Origin of the sequence: Mycobacterium szulgai (assembly GCF_002116635.1) — a bacterium.
Lineage (GTDB): Bacteria > Actinomycetota > Actinomycetes > Mycobacteriales > Mycobacteriaceae > Mycobacterium > Mycobacterium szulgai.
In genome coordinates, this window is sequence record NZ_LQPW01000132.1 from 14708 (window position 1) to 39507 (window position 24800).

The 24800-nt window shown below is 63.4% G+C and carries 20 protein-coding genes; 12 read left to right on the forward strand and 8 right to left on the reverse strand.

The features are described from left to right. Positions 1-10 precede the first annotated feature (10 nt). Complete coding sequence (locus tag AWC27_RS18185) at positions 11-613, reverse strand: DUF1707 SHOCT-like domain-containing protein (protein WP_085671772.1); 603 nt, start codon at positions 611-613, stop codon at positions 11-13. Positions 614-1008: 395 nt separating this feature from the next. On the opposite strand from AWC27_RS18185, the gene AWC27_RS18190 reads away from it, so the two are divergent. Genes AWC27_RS18190 through AWC27_RS18200 form a run of 3 tightly spaced genes read left to right on the forward strand, consistent with a single transcriptional unit; the run spans position 1009 to position 4883 of the window. Next, positions 1009-2283: a coproporphyrinogen-III oxidase family protein gene (locus tag AWC27_RS18190; protein WP_211281665.1), complete on the forward strand. Its 1275-nt coding sequence runs from the start codon at positions 1009-1011 to the stop codon at positions 2281-2283. Next, positions 2283-3539 carry an NAD(P)/FAD-dependent oxidoreductase gene (locus tag AWC27_RS18195; RefSeq protein WP_085671774.1) on the forward strand — a complete coding sequence of 419 codons (1257 nt, stop codon included), beginning with the start codon at positions 2283-2285 and terminating at the stop codon, positions 3537-3539. The genes AWC27_RS18190 and AWC27_RS18195 overlap by 1 nt, the downstream gene beginning before the upstream one ends. 42 nt (positions 3540-3581) lie before the next feature. Continuing rightward, positions 3582-4883: an MFS transporter gene (locus AWC27_RS18200; protein WP_085671775.1), complete on the forward strand. Its 1302-nt coding sequence runs from the start codon at positions 3582-3584 to the stop codon at positions 4881-4883. On the opposite strand, the gene AWC27_RS18205 is transcribed toward AWC27_RS18200, so the two are convergent. Genes AWC27_RS18205 through AWC27_RS18230 form a run of 6 tightly spaced genes read right to left on the reverse strand, consistent with a single transcriptional unit; the run spans position 4880 to position 13360 of the window. Continuing rightward, positions 4880-5668: an enoyl-CoA hydratase family protein gene (locus AWC27_RS18205; RefSeq protein WP_085671776.1), complete on the reverse strand. Its 789-nt coding sequence runs from the start codon at positions 5666-5668 to the stop codon at positions 4880-4882. The two genes, AWC27_RS18200 and AWC27_RS18205, sit on opposite strands and share 4 nt — an antisense overlap. Further along, on the reverse strand, positions 5668-6834 hold the full coding sequence (locus AWC27_RS18210; protein WP_085671777.1) for an acyl-CoA dehydrogenase family protein: 1167 nt from the start codon (positions 6832-6834) through the stop codon (positions 5668-5670). Before AWC27_RS18210 ends, AWC27_RS18205 begins: the two co-directional genes overlap by 1 nt. After that, a complete protein-coding gene (locus AWC27_RS18215; RefSeq protein WP_085671778.1) occupies positions 6834-8927 on the reverse strand; it encodes an acetyl/propionyl/methylcrotonyl-CoA carboxylase subunit alpha in 2094 nt (697 codons plus the stop codon). Before AWC27_RS18215 ends, AWC27_RS18210 begins: the two co-directional genes overlap by 1 nt. A 4-nt stretch (positions 8928-8931) precedes the next feature. Then, complete coding sequence (locus AWC27_RS18220) at positions 8932-10521, reverse strand: acyl-CoA carboxylase subunit beta (RefSeq protein WP_139837080.1); 1590 nt, start codon at positions 10519-10521, stop codon at positions 8932-8934. Between the two features lie 2 nt (positions 10522-10523). Then, positions 10524-11672 carry an acyl-CoA dehydrogenase family protein gene (locus AWC27_RS18225; RefSeq protein ID WP_085671780.1) on the reverse strand — a complete coding sequence of 383 codons (1149 nt, stop codon included), beginning with the start codon at positions 11670-11672 and terminating at the stop codon, positions 10524-10526. Then, positions 11669-13360, reverse strand: coding sequence for an acyclic terpene utilization AtuA family protein (locus tag AWC27_RS18230; protein ID WP_139837081.1), 1692 nt, complete (start codon positions 13358-13360; stop codon positions 11669-11671). The genes AWC27_RS18225 and AWC27_RS18230 overlap by 4 nt, the downstream gene beginning before the upstream one ends. Positions 13361-13632: 272 nt before the next feature. Between AWC27_RS18230 and rpmF the strand changes: the two genes are divergently transcribed. The 5 genes from rpmF (at position 13633) to AWC27_RS18260 (ending at position 18333) form a co-directional block, all read left to right on the forward strand. Further along, a complete protein-coding gene (gene rpmF / locus AWC27_RS18235) occupies positions 13633-13806 on the forward strand; it encodes a 50S ribosomal protein L32 (protein WP_083112500.1) in 174 nt (57 codons plus the stop codon). Between the two features lie 216 nt (positions 13807-14022). Then, positions 14023-14712 carry a two-component system response regulator MprA gene (mprA, locus tag AWC27_RS18240; protein WP_083112499.1) on the forward strand — a complete coding sequence of 230 codons (690 nt, stop codon included), beginning with the start codon at positions 14023-14025 and terminating at the stop codon, positions 14710-14712. Beyond that, entirely contained in the window at positions 14712-16244 is a 1533-nt protein-coding gene (locus AWC27_RS18245) for a HAMP domain-containing sensor histidine kinase (protein ID WP_085671782.1), read from the forward strand. Before mprA ends, AWC27_RS18245 begins: the two co-directional genes overlap by 1 nt. A gap of 95 nt (positions 16245-16339) precedes the next feature. Further along, the gene (locus AWC27_RS18255; protein ID WP_085671783.1) at positions 16340-17788 is read left to right on the forward strand and encodes a S1C family serine protease; all 1449 of its coding nucleotides are present in this window, start codon (positions 16340-16342) and stop codon (positions 17786-17788) included. Next, positions 17788-18333: a MogA/MoaB family molybdenum cofactor biosynthesis protein gene (locus tag AWC27_RS18260; protein ID WP_085671784.1), complete on the forward strand. Its 546-nt coding sequence runs from the start codon at positions 17788-17790 to the stop codon at positions 18331-18333. Before AWC27_RS18255 ends, AWC27_RS18260 begins: the two co-directional genes overlap by 1 nt. Before the next feature lie 15 nt (positions 18334-18348). Here the strand turns inward: AWC27_RS18260 and mscL are convergent, their stop codons facing one another. Beyond that, on the reverse strand, positions 18349-18801 hold the full coding sequence (mscL, locus tag AWC27_RS18265) for a large-conductance mechanosensitive channel protein MscL (protein ID WP_085671785.1): 453 nt from the start codon (positions 18799-18801) through the stop codon (positions 18349-18351). A 257-nt stretch (positions 18802-19058) separates the two neighbouring features. Here mscL and AWC27_RS18270 point away from each other — a divergent pair, with 257 nt between their 5' ends. From AWC27_RS18270 to AWC27_RS18285, 4 genes are read left to right on the forward strand one after another with little or no spacing between them, the layout of a single operon-like run. Then, positions 19059-19793, forward strand: a complete 735-nt coding sequence (locus tag AWC27_RS18270; protein WP_085671786.1) for an ABC transporter ATP-binding protein — start codon at positions 19059-19061, stop codon at positions 19791-19793. Positions 19794-19798: 5 nt separating this feature from the next. Then, entirely contained in the window at positions 19799-22369 is a 2571-nt protein-coding gene (locus tag AWC27_RS18275; RefSeq protein WP_085671787.1) for an FtsX-like permease family protein, read from the forward strand. A gap of 6 nt (positions 22370-22375) precedes the next feature. Then, positions 22376-23530, forward strand: coding sequence for a lipocalin-like domain-containing protein (locus AWC27_RS18280; protein ID WP_085671788.1), 1155 nt, complete (start codon positions 22376-22378; stop codon positions 23528-23530). A 16-nt stretch (positions 23531-23546) separates the two neighbouring features. Next, the gene (locus tag AWC27_RS18285) at positions 23547-24788 is read left to right on the forward strand and encodes a sugar phosphate isomerase/epimerase family protein (protein ID WP_085671789.1); all 1242 of its coding nucleotides are present in this window, start codon (positions 23547-23549) and stop codon (positions 24786-24788) included. The last annotated feature ends 12 nt before the right edge of the window (positions 24789-24800 follow it).

Consider the following 24800-nt stretch of genomic DNA (forward strand, 5'->3'; position numbering starts at 1 on the left):
ACTTGGCCGGCTATTTGCGGGGCTTGCGCGCTTTGCGCTTAATGCCCACCCCGCCCCACAGGGAAAAGCCGCGGATATTCACCTTGGGGGCGCCGCGGGTGCCCTCGCCCACCACCTGGCGGTCGAAGCCGCCCATCACGCCGCGGCCGTGGATTTCGACGTTGACTTCGGGAGGCAGCAGGATAGTTTGGACACCCATAATCGAGTACGCATGAATCTCCACCTCGGTGGAGGTGAAGTCGGCGTAGCGCAGATCCACCACGCCGCTGCCCCACAGTGTGAAGGTGGTCAGCTTCTTAGGCACATTCCAGCGGCCGCGCCGCTCGAACCCACTCAGCAGGGCCAGCAACAGCGTGGACGGCGCCGGATTGCAACTTCCGCCTCGCCGGGGATTGACCGGCGCGCCCGGCAAATCGGCTCGCAGCCGATCCAGTTCCTGGTATGTCGTCGCTGCGTAAGCCCTGGTCAGACGGTCTTCGTACTCGTTCAGCTCCAGGCGGCCCTGCTCTGCTGCGTAAGCCAGCAATTGCGCGAGCTGGATGCGATCGGTGTCGGCCGCGCGTGACGATTCGTCACGGTCGGCCTTCGCGTCACGTTGCGCTGAATTGCTCATCACCCACGAGCGTACGACTTCTCGATTTTGCTGCAAGGGGAGTTGCCTAAACTGCAACCTGCCCCGGCCGGGACCTTCGCGGTGGGCAACGCCGGCCGGGCCGCGGAGCCCGCACGGCGGTATCCGCGCCGGTATCGGATCTGCCCACTTTGCCGCAACGCTTTCTGTGCACCGCGACTTCGCAGCGGTGCAGCCTGACGCGTTATTCTTCACACGGCACTGGCGCCCGACGAAATGGCTGGCCATCCGGGGTATAAGGCTCAATTAACCGCGAATGTCGCGGGGTATGCGGCTGCATTGGGGAGGTATTAACGAAACAACAATAGGAAACCTTTCACATGCAGATCGACCTTTCTCCGAAAAAGCCCACTGGGACCACCGCCGGGAATTATTTTGTGGGCAATTATCCACCTTTCTCGTATTGGACTGCCGAAGGCGTAAAAGACGCGTATGCGGCGTTGGCGCAGCCGCCGGCCGCCGGCACGCCGCTCGGGGTGTACGTCCATTTGCCGTTCTGCCGGCGCCGGTGTCACTTCTGCTACTTCCGTGTCTACACCGGCCGCGACGCCAAACCCGACCGGGTAACCAGCTATCTCGACGCGGTGCTCAAGGAGTCGCAGCTCTACAGCCAAATGCCATTGCTGTCGAGCCGGCTACCCCGTTATGTGTACTTCGGCGGCGGCACGCCGTCGTTTCTGTCGGTACCGAACCTCACGAAACTTTTCGCGGGACTGCAGCAGCACTTCCCCTTGACACATACCGACGAAATCGCCTTCGAGGCCGAGCCCGGCACGCTTACCGACGACAAGCTTTATGCACTGCGCGATCTGGGCGTGACGCGCCTGAGCATCGGCGTCGAGAACTTCGACGACGACATTCTGAAGGTCAACGGACGCGCGCACCTGTCCAATGACATCCACCGGGCAGTCGAAGTCGCCCGCAAAGCGGGCTTCAATCAGATCAACGTCGACCTCATCGCCGGCATGGTCAACGAGACCGAAACCAACTGGCGGGAATGCGTTCGCAAAGTCATCGACATGGGACCCGAGTGCGTCACCATTTACCAGCTCGAAGTTCCTTACAACACCACCATCTACAAAGAGATGCACGCCAACGGTCAAATCGTCGCCCCGGTGGCCGATTGGCCAACCAAGCGCGCGTGGGTCGACTACGCGTTCTCGGAGCTGGAAAGCGTGGGCTACACGATCACCAGCGGCTACACCGCGATCCGCGATCCGGGCGTCAACAACTTCATGTACCGCGAGCATCTGTGGCGCGGCGCCGACATGATGGCCCTGGGCGTTTCGTCCTTCGGTCACCTCGGCGGCACCCACTGCCAAAACGAAAAGGACTTCGGCCCTTACGTCGAGCGCCTCGCCCGCGGCGAGCTGCCCATCGCGCGCGGCCTGGGATTGACAGACGACGACCGGCTGATTCGCGAATTCATCCTGCTGTTGAAGCTCGGCCAGGTCGACCCGGCTTATTTTCGGGCCAAGTTCGGCGTCGACGTCTCCGCGCGCTTCGCCGCCCCGCTGGCCCGCCATCAGGCGGCGGGACACCTGGAGTTCGACGATGATCGCATCACGCTCACCCGGCAGGGGCTGCTGCGGGTTGACGAGTTGTTGCACGAGTTCTTCCGTCCGGAACACCGCGGACCCCGGTACGTCTGATGGGCCAGACGGTGACTTACGACGTCGTCGTGGTCGGCGGCGGCCCGGCGGGAGCGATGGCATCGACGGTGCTGGCCATGCATGGGCACCGGGTACTTCTGCTGGAAAAAGAGAAGTTTCCGCGCTACCACATCGGCGAATCCTTCCTGCCCTACAGCTATTTTCCGTTGCAGCGCATCGGAATGGTCGACAAGCTCGGCGAGGAGAAGTTCGTACGAAAGTATGCCGTGCAGTTCGCGGGTCAGGACGGCCGGGTATCGGCGCCGTTCTACTTTCATACCCACTTGGATCATGAGGCGGCCATAACCTGGCAGGTCCTGCGCAGCGAATTCGACCAGATACTTTTGGACAACGCCCGCGAGAAGGGCGTCGAGGTCCGCGAAGAGACCAGGGCCACCGCGATCCTGCGCGACGACGGGAAAGTCGTCGGGGTCAAGGCAATCGGCAGGGATGGCCGGGAATACGACATCGCCGCGGCAATGACCATTGATGCCAGCGGCCGCGACATCTTCACGCTCAGCAGAAACAATGGCCGCAAGTGGGACCCGGTAATCGACAAGACGGCGGTGTGGACCTATTACCATGGCGCACTGCGGGATCCCGGTGTCGATGAAGGCACCACCACCGTGGCGATGGTCCCCGAACGCGGCTGGTTCTGGTACATCCCGCAGCGCGACGACATGGTGAGCGTCGGGCTGGTCGCCGAAAAGGATTACCTGTTCTCCGGCACGCGCGACCTCAGCGAAATCTTTCAGCGCGAAGTCGGTAACAACCTGTGGATCAAGCAGCACCTGGCGCCCGGACGGCAGGTCGGTAAGCACTACGTCACGCGCGAGTATTCCTATCGCGGTGAACACTGCGCGGAGGACGGACTGATTCTGGTGGGCGACGCCTTCGCCTTTCTGGATCCGGTGTTTTCCTCCGGCGTCTATTTCGCATTGCGCAGCGGCGAACTGGCCGCCGACCAAGTGCACGACTGCTTACGCGATGGTGACGTATCGGCCTCCCGCTTCACGTCGTACGCCGAACGGATCTGCGGCGAGATCGAGTCGATGCGCAAACTGATCTACGTCTTCTACCACCCCGGTTTCAGTTTCGGAAGGCTGATCCGGGCCAATCCGGAAGTCCGCGGCGACCTCACCGATTGCCTGATCGGCAACTTGGACAAAGACTTTCAACGCCTCTTCGACGCCGTCGCCGAACAAGCCGCGATCCCGGCCCCATTGCCGTTCGGACGTCCGCGACTGGCGAGCTGAAAACCGCAACATCGGTTGCGAGATAACCCCTAGGAGCACTGGATGGAACGATGTCAAGAATCTGATGTCGCGGCTGAACCGGCCCCCGCGCCGACCTCGGATTGGAGCCCGCTCGCGCATCCGGTTTTCCGCGCACTCTGGACCGCTTCGGCGTTGTCCTACACCGGATTCGAGATCCGCAATTACGCCGCGCCATTGCTGATGGAAGATTTCCATCAGCCCTTTCACCTGCTGGAAGGCATGAAGCAATACGCGTTCGCGGCTTCGACTCTGCCGATCCCGCTGCTTGTATTGTTCGCCGGCGCGCTTGCCGACCGCGTCGACCGCCGCAAGCTGCTGATCGTCACGCACGTGTGGATGATGCTGGCCGCCGCAGCGTTGGGTGTGCTCACCATCGCGAACCTGATGACGCCGTGGATGTTGTTGGCATTTCTCTTCGTCATCGGCGCCGGGTACGCGATGATGAATCCGACGTTGCTGGCCGTGCTGCCCGGGCTGGTCGATCCGAGCGAACTCAAATCCGCCATGGCGCTCAACAGCGTCAATATGAACGTCGCCCGGGTAATGGGACCGGCGATCGGAGGGCTCGTCATCGTCGCCGTCGCGGGACGCGAGCCGTACTACGTCGGAAAGGGTTTGGCATTTCTCGCGACCGCCCTCTCGCTGGTCGGCGTGGTATTCGTGCTGATCAAATGGAAGCCGGGCCCGCGCGACTCGGCCGCGCCCGCCGAGTCGGTGCTCGCGTCGGCCTGGAAAGGGGTGCACTACGCATTCACTTCGCCGCGACTGCTGCAGATCAACGCCCGGATCTTCTTGTTCATGGTGTGCGCGGGAATCCTGCCCACCACGTGCGCGGTCATCTGCAAACAAACGCCTGCCCTCATGGGCGAGGCCGGGGCCTCCTACTTGATGGTGTCGTTCGGCGTCGGCGCGCTGGTCGGTGTGTACCGTATGCAGGAGCTGATGCGCCGTTTTGGTGTGGAACGAATCGTTGTAATCGGCACCGTCGTATGTGGCTTCGCGATTCTCGGTGTCGCCGAAATGACCTCCGTTTACGTCGGTTGCATCGCGATGTTCTTCGCCGGTTTCGCCTGGGTGATGATCCCGACCAACTTCAACATCGCCACTCAGTCGGCGGTTCCCGCGTGGATCAAGGGCAGGGTCATGGGTGTTTACGTGCTCGTATTGTGGGGCTCAATGGCGTTAGGCTCGCTGATCTTTGGCCGGCTGGCAGACAGCGTCGGGCAGCGGTCCTCGCTCTTCGCGGCGGGCCTCGGCGTGCTCGCCGGCTCGATCGCGATCATCTGGATCAGGTTGGTGCCCAGGCAGATTGAGCGGGCCTAGCCGCTGGATGCCGCCCAGCTGGGCGGGCGCTTCTGCAAGAAGGCGAGCATGCCTTCCCGGGCTTCGTCGGATACGAACAGCCGGGCCGATTCCTCGGTGAGGCGTTCGGCGTCGCGGTCGAAGCCTTCCAGCACCGCCGCTGTGGTCAGTGCCTTCGAAGCGGCCAGGCCCTGTGGTGAACCGCGGCCCACGTCGGCGATCACTGCGGCCACCGCGGTTTCGACGTCGTCTGCCGCGATAGAAACCAGTCCGATATCGGCCGCTTCGGTGGCCCCGAACGTTTCGCCGGTCAGGTAGTAGCGGGCGGCCGCCCGGGGGGACAGTTTGGGCAGCAAGGTGAGTGAAATGATCGCCGGCGCAACCCCAATGCGCGCCTCGGTCAGCGCGAAGGTGCTGCGCGGGCCGGCGACCACCATGTCGCATGCGCCGACCAGGCCGAAGCCGCCGGCCCGGACGTGGCCGTCGATCGCGCCGATGATCGGCAGCGGTGACTCGACCATGGCGCGCAGTAGCGCAGTCATCTCCCGTGCCCGTGCGACGGCCATGTCGTAGGGGTCGCCACCGCCCGCCTCGCTCAGGTCCGCGCCCGCGCAGAACGTGCCCCCGGTATGTCCGAGCACCACCGCCCGCACCGCGGGATCGGCTGCGGCGTTGCGCAATCCGTCCCGCAGCTGGCTGACGAGCGTGGTGGATAGCGCGTTGCGATTGTGTGGTGAGTTCAGGGTCAGGCGGGCTACCGGGCCCGCCGCTTCGGTGGGCCCGGAGTATTCGACGAGTGCTTCCATCAGTATGAGCGGGGCAGGCCCAGTGACGTCTGCGCGACGAAGTTGAGCACCATCTCGCGGCTGATCGGTGCGATACGGGCTAACCGGGCCGATGTCATCATGGCCGCTACGCCGTACTCCTTGGTCAGCCCATTGCCGCCCATCGACTGCACCGCCTGGTCGACCGCGCGGTTAGACGCTTCGGCCGCGGCATATTTGGCCATGTTGGCCGCTTCGGCGGCACCGCCGTCGTCGCCGTGGTCGTAGAGAGTCGCAGCCTTCTGCATCATCAGCTTGGCCAGTTCGAGCTCGATGTGGCACTGCGCCAACGGATGTGACAAGCCCTGGTGTGCACCGATCGGGGTGGACCAGACCTTGCGCGTCTTCACGTAGTCGACGGCCCTGTTGAGGGCGTAACGTCCCATGCCGACCGCGCTGGCCGCCCCCATGATCCGCTCGGGGTTCAGACCCGCGAAAAGCTGGGCGATCGCCGCGTCCTCTGCGCCGACGAGTGCATCGGCGGGCAACCGGACATCGTCGATGAAGACCTGGAACTGGCGCTCGGGACTGATCAGCTCCATCTCGATTGGGGTGTAAGTGAATCCGGGTGTGTCCGTGGGGACCACGAAGAGCGCCGGACGCAGCTTGCCGGTCTTAGCTTCTTCGGTGCGGCCCACCACAAGCACCGCTTGTGCCTGGTCGACGCCGGAGATGTAGACCTTCTGGCCCTTGAGGATCCAGTCGCTGCCGTCGCGGCGGGCCGTGGTGATGATCTTGTGTGAGTTGGAACCGGCGTCAGGCTCGGTGATGGCGAACGCCATTGTCAAAGAACCGTCGGCGATGCCTGGAACCCAGCGCTTCTTTTGTTCTTCGGTGCCGAACTTGCTGATGATGGTCCCGTTGATGGCGGGCGACACCACCATCAGTAGCAGCGCACTGCCGCCGGCCGCCATCTCCTCCATGACCAGGGACAGCTCGTACATTCCGGCACCGCCACCGCCGTATTCCTCGGGAAGGTTGACGCCGAGGAAGCCGAGTTTGCCTGCCTCTGACCATAATTCGGTCGTGTGCTCGTGATTGCGTGCTTTGGTCAGGTAGTACTCGGCGCCGTAGTTGGACACCCACGCCGCGACCGATTTGCGCAGTGCCTGGCGTTCCTCGCTCTCGATGAAGCTGGTGTCAGTCATTACGAATCTCCTTCTGAATGATGGTCGTGACCCGCTTCGCCCGGCTGCGCCGCGCTCGCGATCACTCCGGAACGATGGTCGTGACCCGCTTCGCCCGGCTGCGCCGCGCTCGCGATCACTCCGGAACGATGGTCGTGACCCGCTTCTACCCGTGCGAGCACAGCACCGACTTCGACTTGCTGGCCGGTTTGCACGTTGAGTTCGGCGAGGACCCCGTCGGCCGGCGCGGCGATGGTGTGTTCCATCTTCATCGCCTCCAGCCAGATAAGCGGCTGTCCGGAGGTGACGGTGTCACCGACCGCGGCGCCGATCCGGATGACGTTGCCCGGCATGGGAGCGACCAGTGAGCCCTGTTCGACGGCAGCGCCAGGCTCGGGGAAGCGCGGCAGCGCGATCAGGTGAACCGGTCCCAATGCCGAGTCGATGTAGACGTCAAGGCCGTAGCGGGCCACCCGGAAGCTGTGGGAAACCCCATCGTCGCCGAGTACCACCTGGTGCGGCGTGGCCGAAACCAGCTGTACCGTGGGGTCGTTGGGCAACGCCAATCCGGTTCTGGTGAAGCGGTATTCAATGCGGTGCTCGGCGTCGTCCTCGTCGCGGTACATCTTGACCTGGAAGCCCGAAGCGAGGTTGCGCCAGCCACTGGGAACAGCGGCGAATACCTCTGCCGTCGCGCGATTGTGCGCGGCGTCGGCCAGCGCGGCGGCGATTGCCGACAGCCGGACCGTCGCCGGGTCCGCCAGCGGTGCCGATAGTTCCGCCAGGCCGTGCGTGTCGAAGAACGCCGTGTCGGTGGCGCCATCGAGAAAAGCGCGATGACGCAGCACATTAACCAGCAACTCACGGTTGGTGCGCAGGCCGTGCAGCTGAGCGCGCGCCAGCGCGTCGGCCAGCACCAGCGCCGACTGCCGGCGCGTCGGAGCGTAAGAGATGACCTTGGCCAGCATCGGATCGTAGTAGATCGAAACCGTGCAGCCGTCGACGATCCCGGAATCCAGCCGAATGCCGGTCCGGTTGCCCAGCGAGCCGAACTCCGAGCGCACCGCGGGCAGCGCGATGGTATGTATCAGGCCCGCCTGCGGCTGCCATCCGCGGGCCGGGTCCTCGGCATATAGCCGAGCCTCGATCGAATGTCCTTGGGCAGCAGGCGGTTCGGTATCGAGCCGGCCTCCATCGGCAACCATCAGCTGCAGCTCGACGAGATCCAGGCCAGTGGTCTCCTCGGTAACCGGGTGCTCGACCTGCAGCCGGGTGTTCATCTCCAGGAAGTAGAACTCGCCGTTATCATCGGCGAGGAATTCCACCGTGCCGGCGCCGGCGTAGCCGATCGCTTCGGCGGCCAGCCGGGCGGCGTCGAACAGCTTGGCGCGCATGCCCGGTGTCCGTTCGACCAATGGGGACGGGGCCTCTTCAATGATCTTCTGATGGCGGCGCTGAATCGAGCACTCGCGCTCGCCCACCGGCCACACGGTGCCGTGGGTGTCGGCCATGACCTGAACCTCGATGTGGTGCCCGGTGGGCAGATAGCGTTCGCAGAACACTGTCGGGTCGCCGAATGCGGACTGCGCTTCGCGCTGGGCGGCCGCGACTTCGGCTGGCAGAGCGGATAATTCGCGAACTACCCGCATGCCGCGGCCGCCGCCCCCGGCGGACGCTTTCACCAGTACAGGTAGCTGGGCTTCGGTGACCGTGTCGGGGTCCAGCTCGTCGAGCACCGGCACCCCGGCGGCCGACATCAGCTTCTTGGACTCGATCTTGGAGCCCATCGCCCGAACCGCGTCGACCGGCGGTCCCACCCAAACCAGGCCCGCCTCCTGCACCGCCGCAGCGAATTCGGCGTTCTCCGAAAGGAATCCATACCCGGGATGAATGGCGTCGGCACCGGCGGCGCGGGCGGCCGCAATAAGGGCTTCGGCGTTGAGATAGTCGTTGGTCTGTGCCAAGTGAACCCGGGCGTCAGCCTCGGCAACGTGCGGTGAACCAGCGTCGGGGTCGGTGTAGACGGCGACGGTACCCAGACCCAGCCGACGGCAGGTGGCGAACACTCGCCGGGCGATCTCGCCGCGGTTGGCGACCAGCACTCGAGTAATCATGGGATCACATTCTGAAGACGCCGAAGTTCGACGTCCCCTTGATCGGGCCATTGGCTATGGCGGACAAACACATTCCCAACACGGTGCGGGTGTCGCGCGGGTCGATCACCCCGTCGTCGTAGAGCATCCCGGACAGGACCAACGGCAGCGACTCGGCTTCGATCTGCCCTTCGACCGCGGCGCGCATGGCAGCATCAGCGGCGTCGTCGACCTGCTGGCCGCGTGATTCGGCGGCCGCGCGTGCCACGATCGACAGCACACCCGCGAGCTGGGCACCGCCCATGACCGCCGATTTGGCGCTGGGCCAAGCGAACAGGAACCGGGGATCGTAGGCGCGTCCGCACATCCCGTAGTGGCCGGCGCCGTAGGACGCGCCGATCAGCAGCGAGATGTGCGGGACGGTCGAGTTCGACACGGCGTTGATCATCATCGAGCCGTGCTTGATCATGCCGCCTTCCTCGTAATCCTTGCCCACCATGTAACCGGTGGTGTTGTGCAGGAACAGCAATGGCGTGTCGTAGCGGTTGGCCAGCTGAATGAACTGGGTGGCCTTTTGCGACTCCTCGCTGAAGAGAATGCCGCGCGCATTGGCCAGGATGCCCAGCGGGTAGCCGTGCAACTGAGCCCATCCCGTCACCAGCGACGAGCCGTACAACGGCTTGAATTCGTCGAATTCGGAGCCGTCGACGATGCGGGCGATCACCTCGCGGGGGTCGAACGGGATGCGCAGGTCTGCGGGCACAATGCCGATCAGCTCTTCGGTATCGAACAACGGCTCGGCCACCGGCTTGGGTTTGGGTCCCTGCTTGACCCAGTTCAGCCGGGCGACGATGCGACGGCCGATCCGGATGGCGTCGAGTTCGTCGAGTGCGAAGTAGTCAGCCAATCCCGAAATGCGGGCGTGCATTTCGGCGCCACCCAGTGACTCGTCGTCGGACTCCTCGCCGGTGGCCATCTTGACCAGCGGGGGACCGGCCAGGAACACCTTCGAGCGTTCCTTGATCATCACCACGTGGTCGGACATGCCGGGCACATAGGCGCCGCCGGCCGTCGAGTTGCCGAATACGAGTGCGATAGTCGGGATCCCGGCCGCCGAAAGGCGGGTCAGGTCGCGGAACATCTGTCCACCGGGGATGAAGATTTCCTTCTGGGTGGGCAGGTCGGCGCCGCCGGACTCCACCAGCGAGACCACCGGAAGGCGGTTCTGTAGCGCGATCTGGTTGGCCCGCAGTATCTTTCGCAGTGTCCACGGATTACTGGTGCCGCCCTTCACGGTCGGATCATTGGCGACGATCATGCACTCCACGCCACACACCGCGCCGATTCCGGTGACCGTACTGGCCCCGACTTTGAACGCGCTGCCCCACGCCGCCAGCGGACTCAGTTCGAGGAACGGGGAATCAGGGTCGACGAGCAGCTCGATGCGTTCGCGGGCGGTGAGCTTGCCGCGGGCGTGGTGGCGTTCGACGTACTTCGGCCCGCCGCCGTCCAGCGCTTCGGTTAGTGCGGCGGTGATTTCGTCGAGCTTGCCGGTTGCCGCGGACGCCGCCTCGGCGAAGGTTGCGCCGTTGGGATCGAGAGTGGACTGCAGCACGGTCACGATTGGTACCCCAGACGTTTGGCGGCCAATGCGGTGAGTATTTCGGTGGTTCCGCCGCCGATGCCAAGAATCCTCATGTCGCGGTATTGGCGCTCGATTTCGGATTCGGCCATGTAACCCATGCCGCCGAACAGCTGAACGGCTTGGTGGGCCACCCATTCGCCGGCCTTCACCGCGGTGTTCTTGGCGAAACAGACCTCCGCGATGAGGTCGGTCTCACCGGCGAGTTGACGTTCCACCACATGGCGCGAGTAGACACGTGCGACGTCGATGCGGCGGGCCATGTCGGCGAGCGTGTTCTGCACCGCTTGCCGTGAGATCAGTGGACGGCCAAAGGTTTGCCGGTCCCGGCACCACTGCGCGGTAATATCCAGACACCGTTGCGCGCTCGAATACGCCTGCGCGGCAAGGGCGATGCGCTCGGCGACGAATGCCTGCGCGATCTGGGCGAAGCCGCTGTTCTCGGCGCCGACGAGATTGGCCTTCGGAACCCGCACGTCGGTATAGGACAGTTCGGCGGTGTCAGAGGAGCGCCAGCCCATCTTGTCCAGTTTGCGGCTCACTTGGAAGCCAGGCGTGCCCTTCTCGACCACGATCAGCGAAACGCCCGCCGCGCCGGGGCCTCCCGTGCGCGCCGCGGTAACCACGAAGTCGGCACGAACCCCGGAAGTGATGTAGGTCTTGGCGCCGTTGATGACGTACTCGTCTCCGTCGGAGACGGCCGCGGTGCGCAGATGCCCGACGTCGGAGCCGCCGCCGGGTTCGGTGATGGCCAGCGCACCGATCTTGTCGCCGGCCAGCGTAGGGCGCACGAACTTCTCGATCAGGCGCTCGTCGCCTGAGGCGATCATGTGCGGAACCGCTATCCCGCAGGTGAACAGCGATGCGAAAACGCCTCCCGGGGAACCGGATTGGTGCATTTCTTCGCAGACGATCACCGAGTCGGCGCCGTCGCCGCCACCACCGCCGGCCGACTCGGGCAGCCCGGCGCCCAACAGGCCGGTGGCTCCGGCGCGCCGGTGCAAATCGCGCGGCAGCTCGCCGGTGCGTTCCCACTCCTCGACGTTGGGCAGGATCTCTCGTTCAGCGAACGCGCGCACCGTCTTTCGCAGCTGATCGCGCTCGGGCGTGTTCCAAATGTTCACAAAAGCCTCTCTGGAATATCGACGTGTCGGCTGCGCAACCATTCGCCCAACCCCTTGGCCTGCGGATCGAATCGCGCCTGGTACGCGACGCCCTGACCGAGGATCCCTTCGATGACGAAGTTCACCGCCCGCAGATTGGGCAGTACATGACGGGTGACCTCTAGGTCGGCGGCTTCCGGGAGCAGCTCCTTGAGCAGCTCGACGGTCAAAGTATTGGCCAGCCAACGCCACTGGTCGTCGGTGCGCACCCACACTCCGACGTTGGCTGACCCGCCCTTGTCGCCGCTACGGGCACCGGCGATCAGGCCCAGTGGCGCTCGGCGGGTCGGACCGGTGGGCAATGGGTCCGGCAACGCCGGCGGATCGGCCGGGGCCAGCTCTAAAGTCTCGGTTGCGCAAGGGATTTCGGTGCGAGTGCCGTCGTGATGCACCGCGACGTGCGGCACCTGGGTCGCCGCCACATAGCCGGCGGTGAACACGCCGTACACCTGCCCTTCGCCGGGCGGGGCGGTGACGGTGAAACCCGGATAGCTGGCCAGGGCCAATTCGACCGCGGCCGAGGAGAATTGGCGACCTACATTGGCCGGATCGGGATCACGGACCACGCAGCGCAGCAGTGCGCTGGCGGCCTCCTCGGTGTCCGCGTCGGGGTGGTCGGTGCGGGCCAGGGTCCACTCGAGTTCGGCGGGCTTGACGGTCAGGCTGGATTCCAGCTGGCGGCGCACCAATTCCGCTTTGGCTTCGATGTCCAGGCCGGTCAGCACGAACGTCATGGCATTACGGAAGCCGCCGATGCTGTTCAGTGACACCTTCAGGGTGGGCGGTGGCGGCTCGCCAACCACACCGCTGATGCGCACTCGGTCGGGTCCGTCGGACGACAGCTCGATGGTGTCCATACGGGCGGTTACGTCTGGGTTGGCGTACCGCGCGCCGGTGATCTCGTAGAGCAATTGCGCGGTGACGGTGTCGACGCTGACCAGGCCGCCGGTGCCGGGGTGCTTGGTGATCACCGCGGAGCCGTCGCCGTTGACCTCGGCCAGGGGGAAGCCGGCGTGGAGGAGGCCGGAGGAGTCCGAAATTTCGGTGAAGAACGCGTAGTTGCCGCCGGTGGCCTGAACGCCACATTCGATGACATGCCCGGCGACAACGGCACCGGCGAGCTGGTTGTAATCGGTGCGGCCCCAGCCGAAGTGAGCGGCGGCTGACCCGACGATCACCGAGGCGTCGGTGACACGGCCGGTCACCACCACGTCGGCCCCGGCATGAAGGCAGTCGGCGATGCCCCATGCGCCCAGGTAGGCGTTCGCGGTGAGCGGCGAGCCGAGGCCGAGTTCGGCCGCGCGGGCCTGCAGGTCGTCGCCTTCGACATGGGCCACCTGGGCCGGGATGCCCAGCCGTTGCGCAAGGGCACGAACCGCGTCGGCCAGCCCGGCGGGATTGAGGCCCCCGGCGTTGGCGACGATCCGCACTTCGTGGTCGACGGCCAGCCCCAGGCAATCTTCGAGCTGGGTCAAGAACGTCTTGGCGTAACCCCGGTCCGGGTTCTTCATCCGGTCGCGGCCAAGGATCAGCATGGTCAGTTCGGCCAGGTAGTCGCCGGTGAGGTAGTCAACTTCGCCGCCGGTGAGCATCTCGCGCATGGCCGACAGCCGGTCGCCGTAAAAGCCCGAGCAGTTCGCGATACGCACGGCATTGGAGACGGCATGAGAACCGGCCCTGGAAACGGCAGCCATGCGCGTCCTCCCTCCGTTGGGATTATTCGGCCGGCGAGATCAACCAACCAACCGGTAGGTCAGCATAGCCCGATCGAAATAACGAGGGGTGAATACCCGCCTGGAACCCGTTTTGGCCAGCAGCAGGTCACCGATTACCCTTTGAGTAACAAGTCGCCGTTCGGCCGACCGGCCATGCCGCGCGACACGCCCGACCCGAAACCCCAATCGAGGAGTAAGGCCCGACCATGGCCGTACCTAAGCGCAGGATGTCGCGCGCGAATACCCGAAGCCGGCGCTCGCAGTGGAAGGCCACTAAGACCGATCTGGTCGGCGTCAACGTGGGCGGCCACAAGCACAAGGTGCCGCGCCGGCTGCTCAAGGCTGCCCGGCTCGGCCTCATCGATCTCGACAAGCGCTAGCCGCGATCACAGCTGCCCCACCAGTCTCTAGGTGGGCCAGGTACATCTTTGCCCGCCACGTGAGCGACAGTTTTCGGTGTCGCTCGGAGGTGGGCAAACGAACCATTTTTCCCGTCAGGGACCAATGTGACGGATGTGGTTCGAGTTTGCCGGGCAACGGCTCCGCATCGGCGCGTCTCTCAGCCCTGTCTCAGGCGTTCGTACGAAACTAGTTCCGTGCGGATACTTGTCGTCGACGACGATCGCGCAGTACGCGAGTCGCTGCGCAGGTCGCTTTCTTTCAATGGTTACTCCGTTGAGCTGGCCCACGACGGGCTCGAGGCCCTGGAGATGATTGCCAGCGATCGACCTGACGCGTTGGTGCTCGATGTCATGATGCCGCGGCTCGACGGACTCGAGGTGTGCCGTCAACTCCGCAGCACCGGTGATGACCTGCCCATTCTGGTGCTGACCGCGCGCGACTCGGTATCCGAGCGGGTGGCCGGCCTGGACGCGGGCGCCGACGACTACCTGCCGAAGCCGTTCGCTCTCGAAGAGCTGCTGGCGCGGATGCGGGCGCTGCTGCGCCGCACCAAACCCGACGACGACACCGCCGAGTCGGTAGCCATGCGCTTCTCCGACCTGGCATTGGACCCGGTGACCCGCGAAGTCACCCGCGGCCAGCGCCGGATCAGCCTCACCCGCACCGAGTTCGCCCTGCTGGAGATGCTGATCGCCAATCCGCGCCGGGTGCTGACCCGCAGCCGCATCCTGGAAGAGGTGTGGGGATTCGACTTTCCCACCTCCGGCAACGCGCTGGAGGTCTATGTCGGGTATCTGCGCCGCAAAACCGAGGCCGATGGCGAGCCGCGGCTGATCCACACCGTGCGCGGCGTGGGTTACGTGCTTCGCGAAACACCGCCCTGATGAGTTGGTTCCGTCGCCCTCCCCGGGCGGGCCGCGCACCGCTGAGAGCTACCAGCTCGCTGTCCCTGCGGTGGCGGGTGATGCTGCTGGCAATGTCGATGGTCGCGATGGTCGTCGTGCTGATGTCGTTCGCCGTATACGCGGTGATCTCGGCAGCGCTCTACAGCGACATCGACAACCAGCTGCAAAGCCGGGCGCAGTTGCTGATCGCCAGCGGCTCGCTGGCCGCCGATCCCGGCAAGGCCATCGAAGGCACCGCCTACTCCGACGTCAACGCGATGCTGGTGAACCCGGGCCATTCCATCTACACCGCTAATCAGCCCGGGCAGACGCTGCCCGTCGGCACGCCGGAGAAAGCGGTGATCCGCGGCGATCTGTTCATGTCCCGGCGCACTGCATCCGATCAGCGGGTGCTTGCCATTCACCTGCCCAGCGGCAGCTCACTGCTGATCTCCAAGAGCCTGAAGCCCACCGAAGCGGTCATGACCAAATTGCGCGCGGTGCTGCTTATTGTCGGTGGCGTCGGCGTGGCAGTGGCCGCGGTGGCCGGCGGGATGGTCACCAGGGCCGGGCTGCGCCCGGTGGGCCGGCTCACTGAAGCCGCCGAACGCGTGGCGCGAACCGACGACCTGCGACCCATCCCCGTCTTCGGCAGTGACGAACTGGCCAGGCTCACCGAAGCGTTCAACCTGATGCTGCGAGCGCTGGCCGAGTCCCGGGAACGGCAGGCTCGGCTGGTCACAGATGCCGGGCACGAATTGCGCACCCCGCTGACATCGCTGCGCACCAACGTCGAACTGCTGATCGCTTCCATGGCACCCGGTGCGCCGCGGCTACCCGAGCAGGAGATGGTCGATCTGCGCGCCGATGTACTGGCCCAGATCGAGGAATTATCCACGCTGGTAGGCGATTTGGTGGACCTCACCCGCGGCGACGCCGGCGAAGTCGTGCACGAGCCGGTGGACATGGCCGACGTGGTGGACCGCAGCCTGGAGCGGGTCCGCCGGCGGCGTAACGACATCCACTTCGACGTCCAGGCCATTCCCTGGCAGGTTTACGGCGACGCGGCCATGCTTTCGCGTGCGGTGCTCAATCTGATGGACAACGCGGCGAAGTGGAGCCCACCGGGCGGCCATGTCGGCGTGGTGCTGCGACAGCTCGACCCGTCGCACGCCGAGCTGGTGGTTTCCGATCGCGGTCCGGGCATCCCGCCCCAAGAGCGCCGTCTGGTGTTCGAGCGCTTCTACCGGTCGACGTCGGCGCGGGCGATGCCCGGTTCCGGCTTGGGGTTAGCCATCGTCAAACAGGTGGTACTCAACCACGGTGGCTCGCTGCGCGTCGAGGAAACCGAGCCGGGCGGCCAGCCCCCTGGAACCGCGATCTACGTGCTGTTACCCGGTCGGCCGATGCCGTCCACGGGCGCGGCTACGCCCCAGTCCGGTGCTGCGGCGAACGGGTTCGCAGACAGCGAGAACTCTCGGGCTTCGGCGAACGTTATCTCAGAGGATTCTCAGTCCGCGCGCGCAAGGTAGTGGTGCGGTTACTGTTGAAAACCACATCCATGCTTGCCGCGCATGGCCAAGCTTCCTAGGAAGCCAAGAAACAAGAGGAAGAGCGACTTAGCGACATGACGAATCACCCGAGGTATTCGCCACCGCCGCAGCAGCCGGGATATCGCGCGCCTAATCAGCCTGTGCCCCCCGCTTATGCCCAGGGGCCGGCGTACAACCAGCAGTTCGATTGGCGCCGCCAGCAGTCGCCGTCCTCCCAAACAAGCCAGTTCCGGCAACCCTACGAGGGTTTCAGTGGCACCGGGGCCGGCCCGATACCCGGCGGTACCGGGGCCGGGCCGATCCCGGGTGGGACGGGTCCCGGGCCGATCCCCGGGGGCACCGGGCCGGGGCCCATACCCGGGATGCTCCCGCCGATGGGCCCGATCGGTCCGCCGCCCACGGTCATCCGCCAAAGAAGGCCTCGCGCGGGAATGTTGGCCGTCGGCGCGCTGACCATCGCAGTGGTATCGGCCGGCATTGGCGGTGCGGCGGCATCGGTCGTCGAACTCAACCGCTCACCTGCCGGCCTGAATGGCGGGTCCTCGGCGACGGGTGCTGCTCCCAGCGTCCCAGCGGCCAACATGCCGCCCGGCTCGGTGGAGCAGGTGGCCTCCAAAGTGGTGCCCAGCGTCGTAATGCTCGAGACCGACATGGGCAGACAGTCGGAGGAGGGCTCGGGCGTCATCCTGTCCGCCGATGGCCTGATCATGACCAACAACCACGTTGTGGCGGCCGCCGCGAAGCCGCCGGCCGGCCCGCCGCCCAAAACCACGGTGACGTTCTCCGACGGCCGTACCGCGTCGTTCACAGTGGTCGGGGCCGACCCCACCAGCGATATCGCCGTCGTCCGCGTTCAGGGCGTTTCCAACCTCACTCCGATCGCCATCGGCTCTTCCTCGGATCTGCGGGTCGGTCAGCCGGTGGTGGCTATCGGGTCGCCGCTGGGCTTGGCGGGCACGGTTACCACCGGGATCGTCAGCGCGCTCAACCGGCCGGTGTCCACGACGGGCGAGTCGGGCAACCAGAACACCGTGCTGGACGCCATTCAGACCGACGCCGCGATCAACCCCGGTAACTCCGGCGGCGCGTTGGTCAACATGGGCGGCCAACTCGTCGGCGTCAACTCGGCCATCGCCACGCTCGGCGCCGATTCCGGTGACGCGCAGAGCGGCTCGATCGGACTCGGCTTCGCCATTCCGATCAACCAGGCCAAGCGCATCGCCGACGAGTTGATCAGCACCGGCAAGGCGTCACACGCCTCACTCGGGGTGCAGGTGACCACCGACAAGGGCGTTCCGGGGGCGAAGGTCGTCGACGTCGTGCAAAACGGTGCCGCCGCCAACGCCGGCTTACCCAAGGGCGTCGTCGTCACCAAGGTCGACGACCGCCCGATCAACAGCGCCGATGCACTGGTCGCGGCGGTGCGGTCCAAGGCGCCGGGCGACAAGGTCACGCTGACCTTCCAGGATCCGTCGGGTAGTAATCGCACTGTGCAGGTCACGCTGGGTAAGGCGGAACAGTGATGAAGGTCGATCCGCAGTTGTCTGAGCTCGGTTATACGGTTGCACCCATGGAACAGGGTGCGGAGTTGGTAGTCGGCCGGGCACTCGTCGTCGTCGTCGACGATCGCACCGCCCACGGGGATGAGGACCACAGCGGCCCGCTGGTCACCGAATTGCTCACCGAAGCCGGATTCGTCGTCGACGGGGTGGTAGCGGTCGAGGCCGACGAGGTCGAGATCCGAAATGCGCTCAACACCGCGGTGATCGGCGGCGTTGACCTGGTGGTGTCCGTCGGCGGGACCGGAGTGACGCCTCGCGATGTCACCCCGGAAGCCACCCGCGACATTCTGGACCGGGAGATCCTCGGCATCGCCGAGGCCATCCGCGCCTCGGGCCTTTCCGCGGGCATCGTCGACGCCGGCCTGTCCCGCGGCCTGGCGGGTGTTTCGGGCAGCACGCTGGTGGTCAACCTTGCCGGCTCCCGCTATGCGGTGCGCGACGGTATGGCGACGCTGAATCCGCTGGCCGCCCACATCATTGGGCAATTGTCGAGTTTGGAGATCTGACCCGAGCCGGTTGCGCTATTGGGATTCGGCCTCCGCGCGGGGTCCGTGCTCTGGTGTCGGTGCCCCGCCGCCGTGCTTGCCGGACGAGCTTCCATTGGTCTGCGCGAGTAGGTCGCGGATTTCGGTGAGCAGCACGACTTGCGCGTCGTCGGCCTGCTCGACCTCGCCCTTCTTGCGCAGCGTGCTGTAGGGCAGGACGACCAGGAAATACACGACCGCCGCGACGAGGATGAAGTTGATCGCGGCCGACAACAGGATGTTCAGGTCGATGGTTTGACCGCCGCCGATGCTGATCTTCAAGGCGCCTACGTTGGACTGCTCGTTTACCCCGATCCGGTTGATCAGCGGCGTGATGATGCTGTCGGTGAACTTCGTGACCAACGCCGTGAATGCCGTACCGATGACCACCGCGACCGAGAGGTCGACGATATTGCCCCGCGAGAGAAATTCTTTGAACCCTTTGAGCATCGAACGTCCTTTCTGCAGTGGACAGCTGCTAATCCCCGGGTGACCCAAGGAAAACCTAACCCAGCCGAGGCAATTTGCCACGGTGCGCAGACCACTATGTTGTGATGGGCGCGGCGGCGTGTGCCGCCTCGCGTTGAGCGTCCGCGGGGTCGGGGTCAGCCGGACGCTGAGACTGAAGTAGGTACTTACACAAGCAATCCAACAGGTGTTTAATAGTCCCCGGCTACACCACGCGAAACTGCGCAGCAGAGGACTCGATGAGCCACGAACCCTTCGTTCAGTTGAAGCACTTGAGCCGTACCTTCCAAGAAGGAGTAACTCAGCGCAAAGTCCTGGACGACATCACTGGCGATTTCGAATCGGGTGAGTTCGTGGTTCTCTTGGGGCAAAGTGGCAGTGGCAAAAGCACGCTGCTCAACCTTATTAGCGGCATCGAAAGGCCGACGACGGGTGAGGTCATCATCAATGGCTTTTCGATTACCGCGAAGAACGATCGAGACCGCACACGGTTTCGGCGTGATCACATTGGAATTGTATTTCAATTCTTCAATTTGATTCCCACCCTCACTGTGCTGGAAAACATCACCCTGTCCCAGGAGCTGGCCGGTGTCCGGCGCCGAAATGCGATTGGTGTCGCGCGCGACCTCCTGCAGAAAGTTGGCATGGGCGGGCGCGAAAGCACACTTCCCGACAAGCTCTCCGGTGGAGAACAACAACGGGTGGCTATTTGTCGAGCGTTGGCGCACAATCCGCTGCTGGTCCTAGCCGATGAGCCAACGGGCAATCTCGACAACGAAATAGGGGACAAGGTATTGGCGCTTCTGCTTGATCTCACTCGTGAAGCAGGTAAGACGCTGATCATGGCCACACACAATCCGACGGTGGCGCATCAGGCAGATCGAGTTCTCTATTTGCATAGCGGAAAATTGGTGACTGGGATGGCCCATGGGACCGAAGTGGACGACCGGGTCAGCTCGGGGCCGATCATCTGATTGAGATGAGAATCCCAACGGCGTTTACTTCTTTACCGCTGTGGCGCACGGCTTGGCGCCGCGCGCGGCAGCGGCCATTTCAATATATTCTCCTGGTCCTGGGTATCGCCCTGGGCGTGGCCATGGTCGTGGCAATCGACCTGACCAACGTCTCAGCCCAACGCGCTCTTGACATCTCGGCCGAGGCCATCACCGGAAAAGCCACACATCGGCTGGCCGGCGGCCGTGGCGGCAGCCTCGACCAGCAGATCTACCTGGACCTTCGAAAACGCGGATTTGATTTCTCGGCTCCTGTGGTCGAAGGGTATGTGCTGGCCCCAACACTTGGAAATCGCCCCATGCGCTTGATGGGGATCGACCCTTTCGCAGAACCGCCTTTTCGCCCGGATCTGTGGCGGCAGCAAGATCTTGAGGCGGCCAGTAACTTTCTCGTCCGGCCGAACGGTGTCATTTTGGGCCGGGACGTCGCCGCGGAATATCATTTGGCGCTCGGTGACAGGTTTGTAGTGCAAGTGCAAGGTGCACCCACCACCGTCACCCTGGTGGGACTCTTTACCCCGGCCGACGCAATTACCGCACAACGGCTACGGGAACTGATCATCGCGGATATTGCCACAGCGCAAGAACTGTTTCATATGCCTGGCAGGCTTAGTCACATTGATTTGATCGTCAAAGATGAGGCCACCGCCACGCAGATCAAACAAGGATTGCCGAGCGGTGTGCGCCTAGAGGCGGCAACCGCGAAAAGCCATATCATGAAACAGATGATGACGGGGTTCGCCGTCAATCTGACCGCCATGAGTTTGATCGCCTTGCTGGTCGGCGTATTTCTGATCTACAACACCGTGACGTTCAATGTTGTGCAACGGCGTCGTTTGTTCGGCATTCTGCGGTGTCTGGGTGTCACACGTGACCAGCTGTTTCGGTTGATAATGACTGAAACACTCGTTGCCGGACTGCTCGGCAGCGGATTGGGCCTCTTGTTCGGCGTTTGGCTTGGCGAAGGCCTGATTGGCGTGGTGACTCAATCCATCAATGATCTTTACTTCGTCGTCAATGTGCGTGAAGTCGCTTTATCGCCGGAAAGTTTAGTCAAGGGCTTGATGGTCGGCGTCGTTGCGGCGTTACTGGCCGCCCTGCCACCTGCGGTGGAGGCGATGCGCAGCCCTCCGGCCAGCACATTGCGTCGGTCTGCGCTGGAAGGCGAAGTGAGCGCACTCGTCCGGTGGCTGTGGGTAGCCGCGATTTGCTTGGGTGGCTTTGGCGCATTGATGCTGTGTTGGCCGGGCAAGAACCTGGCCCTCGCGTTCACCGGCCTGTGTGCGGTGATGATCGCCTTCGCGCTGTTTGCGGCGCCGGTGGCCCGATTCGTGATGGTGCGCCTGGCACGGCTGTTCGGCCGCGTCTTCGGTCCACTGGGAGCGCTGGCCCCGCTCGATATCGTGCGCTCGTTGAGCCGAACCTCTGTCGCCATAGCCGCGCTGACGACGGCGGTGTCGGTAATTGTTGGGGTCTCGCTGATGGTCGGCTCGTTTCGGCAAACGTTCGCCAATTGGCTCGGGCTGACCTTGCAAACGGATATCTACGTGTCGGCACCAGCGCTAACCTCCACGCGCCCCAGTGGGAATCTGCCTCCAGATGCCGTGCGGACCTTGAAACAATGGCCAGGCGTACGCGAGGCAATCGCGAGTCGCTATACGGCCGTCTTTGCCCCCGACTGGGGCCGGGAGGTGGACCTGACGGCGGTCACGGGCGATATTTCCGACGGAAAGCGACCGTATCGCTGGATCAGCGGTGATGAGCACACACTGTGGCATCGCTTCTTGGCCGGCGAAGGAGTCATGCTGTCGGAGCCGTTGGTATCACGCCAGAATCTGCGGACTCCGCCAGGACCGGTAAGGCTGATGACGGAGTCGGGACCGCGGAAGTTCCCGGTCTTAGCGGTCTACTCCGACTACACCTCGGATCAAGGGGTGGTGTTGATGGACCAGGCCACCTATCGGTCCAATTGGCGCGATCCCGATGTGACCAATATGGCGCTCCTTCTGAAGCCGGGCGTAAGTGTCGATGGCCTGCTCGGTGAGCTACACGCAGCATTCGAAGGACGAAAAGATCTGGTCATCCAATCCAGCCGCAGTCTGCGTGACGCCGCGCTGGTTACGTTTGAACGCAGCTTTGCCGTTACCGGTGCCTTGCGGCTGGTGGCCACCATAGTCGCCGTCATCGGGATATTAGGCGCTTTGATGAGTTTGGCTTTGGAGCGGGTTCGTGAATTGGGCACTTTTCGTGCTATCGGCATGAGCCGACGTCAATTGTGGAAATTGGTTCTTTTAGAAGCCGGACTCCTCGGTGGCACGGCGGGTTTGATTGCGATGCCTTCGGGCTTTGTATTGGCGTGGATACTCATTCGCATTATAAATTTGCGATCGTTTGGCTGGTCCCTGGACATGCACTTTGACTTCGGATACTTCGGCCAGGCGTTTTTGGTGGCAGTGGTCGCTGCCCTGGCGGCGGGTATCTATCCTGCTTGGCATACGACGCGGCTGAGCATTGCCTCGGCTATCCGGGAAGAGTAATAAGACATGAAGAAGACCGGACTGGGGCTTATAGCGATCCTTACCTTGGCAGCGGGTTTGTGGTGGTGGCAACAACCAGAAGGGTCGGGGGCGTCCACTCAATCCTTGCTCGGCCTCTTGGCCGATGAAAATACGACTGGATATGCCGTGGCCACGGAGCCGGGCGCCATTCGTTTTCCGCGCGATCTGGGGCCGCACGAGGAATATCAGGGTGAATGGTGGTACTACACCGGCAATCTGGCAACCGCTGACGGGCGGCTTTTTGGCTATCAGCTCACCTTCTTCCGCCGGGCTTTGGCGCCTCCACTGAAGGCGGCGGCTACCGTCGACGCATCCGCGTGGCGGGCTGATCAGGTCTATTCTGCGCATTTTGCCGTGAGCGACATCGGCAACGGGGCCTTTTATCCGGTAGAGAAATTCAGCCGGGGTGCGGTGGGCCTCGCCGGGGCGAGCGCTGCGCCCTACGCGGTGTGGCTGGAAGATTGGTCTGTGCATGAAGGGGAAAATAATTCGGTCCAGGTCATCGCGAAATCGGACAACGCTACCGTCGATCTGACGCTAACCCAGACACTGCGTCCCATTTTGCATGGAAATGACGGTTTGAGCGCCAAAGGCGAGGAAGCCGGAAACGCTACCTATTACTATTCGATGGCGCGCCAGCAGACCCGGGGAACGGTGACGGTCAATGGCCAGAAGTTTTCCGTGAGCGGCCTCAGCTGGAACGACCACGAGTATGGCAGCAGCGCTTTGGACGCAGATGATATCGGCTGGGATTGGTTCTCGATGCAATTTGACAACGGTACCGCCCTGATGATGTTTCAGATTCGGCAGTCGAATGGCCGCGTGAAGCCGACTTCTAGTGGCTCCTATATTGCCAGCGATGGCACCGTAACCCACCTGGCGCTGTCCGATTGGCGCTTGACACCGACGGAGCATTGGACGAGTCAGCGCAGTGGCGCCACTTACCCTATTGGATGGGAAATCGAGATCAGGAAGCTGGGCTTGGCCCTTTCCGGGTCGGCTTTGATGCCCAATCAAGAGTCGCCGCTGTCAACGACGTACTGGGAGGGGGCCGTGGCGTTCGACGGACGCCATCAAGATACACCTATCAAGGGCCGGGGATATGTTGAAATGACTGGCTACTCGCGCGCCACACATTGATTTGAAGAAAGGAAAAATGATAGAACTCAGTTACAGTACATTCGGCTTAACCAATATCGATTTCCTCGACTCCATTATTGAAGTGGACAAGGTGGGATATCCGGGCATCGAGCTGGCTTTTCACCGGGATCACTTCAATCCGTTCAACCTGACCGATGATTACGTTGCCGAGATCAAGCGGCGACTGTCCGCCGTGCGGAGCAAAGCCGCGTGCGTGGCGACCGCTTCCCATTTCTTCAGCCCCGCCCGTCCCCACGAACCATCGCTGATGAGCCCCGATCTAGCCGGCCGGAAACGCCGCATCGACCTCATCCGTCGTGGCATCGACGTCGCTCGCAAGCTGGATGTTCCCCTTGTCACCTTCGGCAGCGGCTTCATCCGCGACGAACACGTGGTGAACCCGTCGGCCAACCCGCGCGAACTGCTAGTCGACAGCATTCATCAATGTCTGGCGAGCGTGCATGACGACGAAGACATCACTCTTTTGATCGAGCCTGAGCCCGGCATGTACATCGAAACGATCGAAGAGGGGCTGAGCCTGATCGATGAAGTCAACTCGCCCAAATTCCAGTTGCATCTGGACATGTGTCACCTGTACTGCTCCCATGAGGATTATGTCGGCGCGCTAGCAAAGGCCGCGCCGCATGCTCGCTTCCTCCATGTCTCAGATGCGCAGGCTGGTTACAACCTCAAAATCGTGAAAATGGCCGATGATCTGGCCCTCGACCTTGACTTCGCCAACTATCTGATCTATTTCCCCGAAACCGCGGAATATTTACTCGCGGATCCCCGGCATCCGATCTATTTCTATGATCAGACACCTTCCAAAGATCAGGCGAAACGGATTGACGATGTCCTAGACTCGCTGGGCATAAACGAGGAACTGACTCGGGTGGACTATGCCAAACTCGATGCAAGCGCCTCGTCGCTCGACGACGAGATTTTCACGTATCTCATTTCCGTGCCCGGGCTGAGTTACGATGTGCTCGAACGAGCTCGACCGATCATCTTGTACTTGCGGACCACCAAAGACGCGCACGGCGAATTATTGATGGACAAGATGGTTGCGAATACGTTGACCGGCATCGTGCACTTCCATGAGATTCCCGGCGAAGGCACGATGGACTTTGCCTCGAGTTTCAAGGCACTGGAAGCCGGGGGTTTTTCGGGTTATGCTTCAGTGGAGTTGTATCACCATGTTGCATCCTGGCAGAAGGCAATGGGCGATAGCTTTAGACATTTATCGCAGTTCGTATAGGCATTAACAACC

Bases quoted from the DNA above. Each gene is read 5' to 3' on its own strand.
- AWC27_RS18280 (WP_085671788.1), top strand. From the start codon at position 22,376: ATGAAGAAGACCGGACTGGGGCTTATAGCGATCCTTACCTTGGCAGCG.
- AWC27_RS18260 (WP_085671784.1), top strand. From the start codon at position 17,788: ATGAAGGTCGATCCGCAGTTGTCTGAGCTCGGTTATACGGTTGCACCC.
- AWC27_RS18200 (WP_085671775.1), top strand. From the start codon at position 3,582: ATGGAACGATGTCAAGAATCTGATGTCGCGGCTGAACCGGCCCCCGCG.
- AWC27_RS18270 (WP_085671786.1), top strand. From the start codon at position 19,059: ATGAGCCACGAACCCTTCGTTCAGTTGAAGCACTTGAGCCGTACCTTC.
- AWC27_RS18255 (WP_085671783.1), top strand. From the start codon at position 16,340: ATGACGAATCACCCGAGGTATTCGCCACCGCCGCAGCAGCCGGGATAT.
- mscL (WP_085671785.1), bottom strand. From the start codon at position 18,801: ATGCTCAAAGGGTTCAAAGAATTTCTCTCGCGGGGCAATATCGTCGAC.
- AWC27_RS18205 (WP_085671776.1), bottom strand. From the start codon at position 5,668: ATGGAAGCACTCGTCGAATACTCCGGGCCCACCGAAGCGGCGGGCCCG.
- AWC27_RS18285 (WP_085671789.1), top strand. From the start codon at position 23,547: ATGATAGAACTCAGTTACAGTACATTCGGCTTAACCAATATCGATTTC.
- AWC27_RS18195 (WP_085671774.1), top strand. From the start codon at position 2,283: ATGGGCCAGACGGTGACTTACGACGTCGTCGTGGTCGGCGGCGGCCCG.
- AWC27_RS18245 (WP_085671782.1), top strand. From the start codon at position 14,712: ATGAGTTGGTTCCGTCGCCCTCCCCGGGCGGGCCGCGCACCGCTGAGA.
- AWC27_RS18275 (WP_085671787.1), top strand. From the start codon at position 19,799: ATGAGAATCCCAACGGCGTTTACTTCTTTACCGCTGTGGCGCACGGCT.
- AWC27_RS18185 (WP_085671772.1), bottom strand. From the start codon at position 613: ATGAGCAATTCAGCGCAACGTGACGCGAAGGCCGACCGTGACGAATCG.
- rpmF (WP_083112500.1), top strand. From the start codon at position 13,633: ATGGCCGTACCTAAGCGCAGGATGTCGCGCGCGAATACCCGAAGCCGG.
- AWC27_RS18210 (WP_085671777.1), bottom strand. From the start codon at position 6,834: ATGACTGACACCAGCTTCATCGAGAGCGAGGAACGCCAGGCACTGCGC.
- AWC27_RS18215 (WP_085671778.1), bottom strand. From the start codon at position 8,927: ATGATTACTCGAGTGCTGGTCGCCAACCGCGGCGAGATCGCCCGGCGA.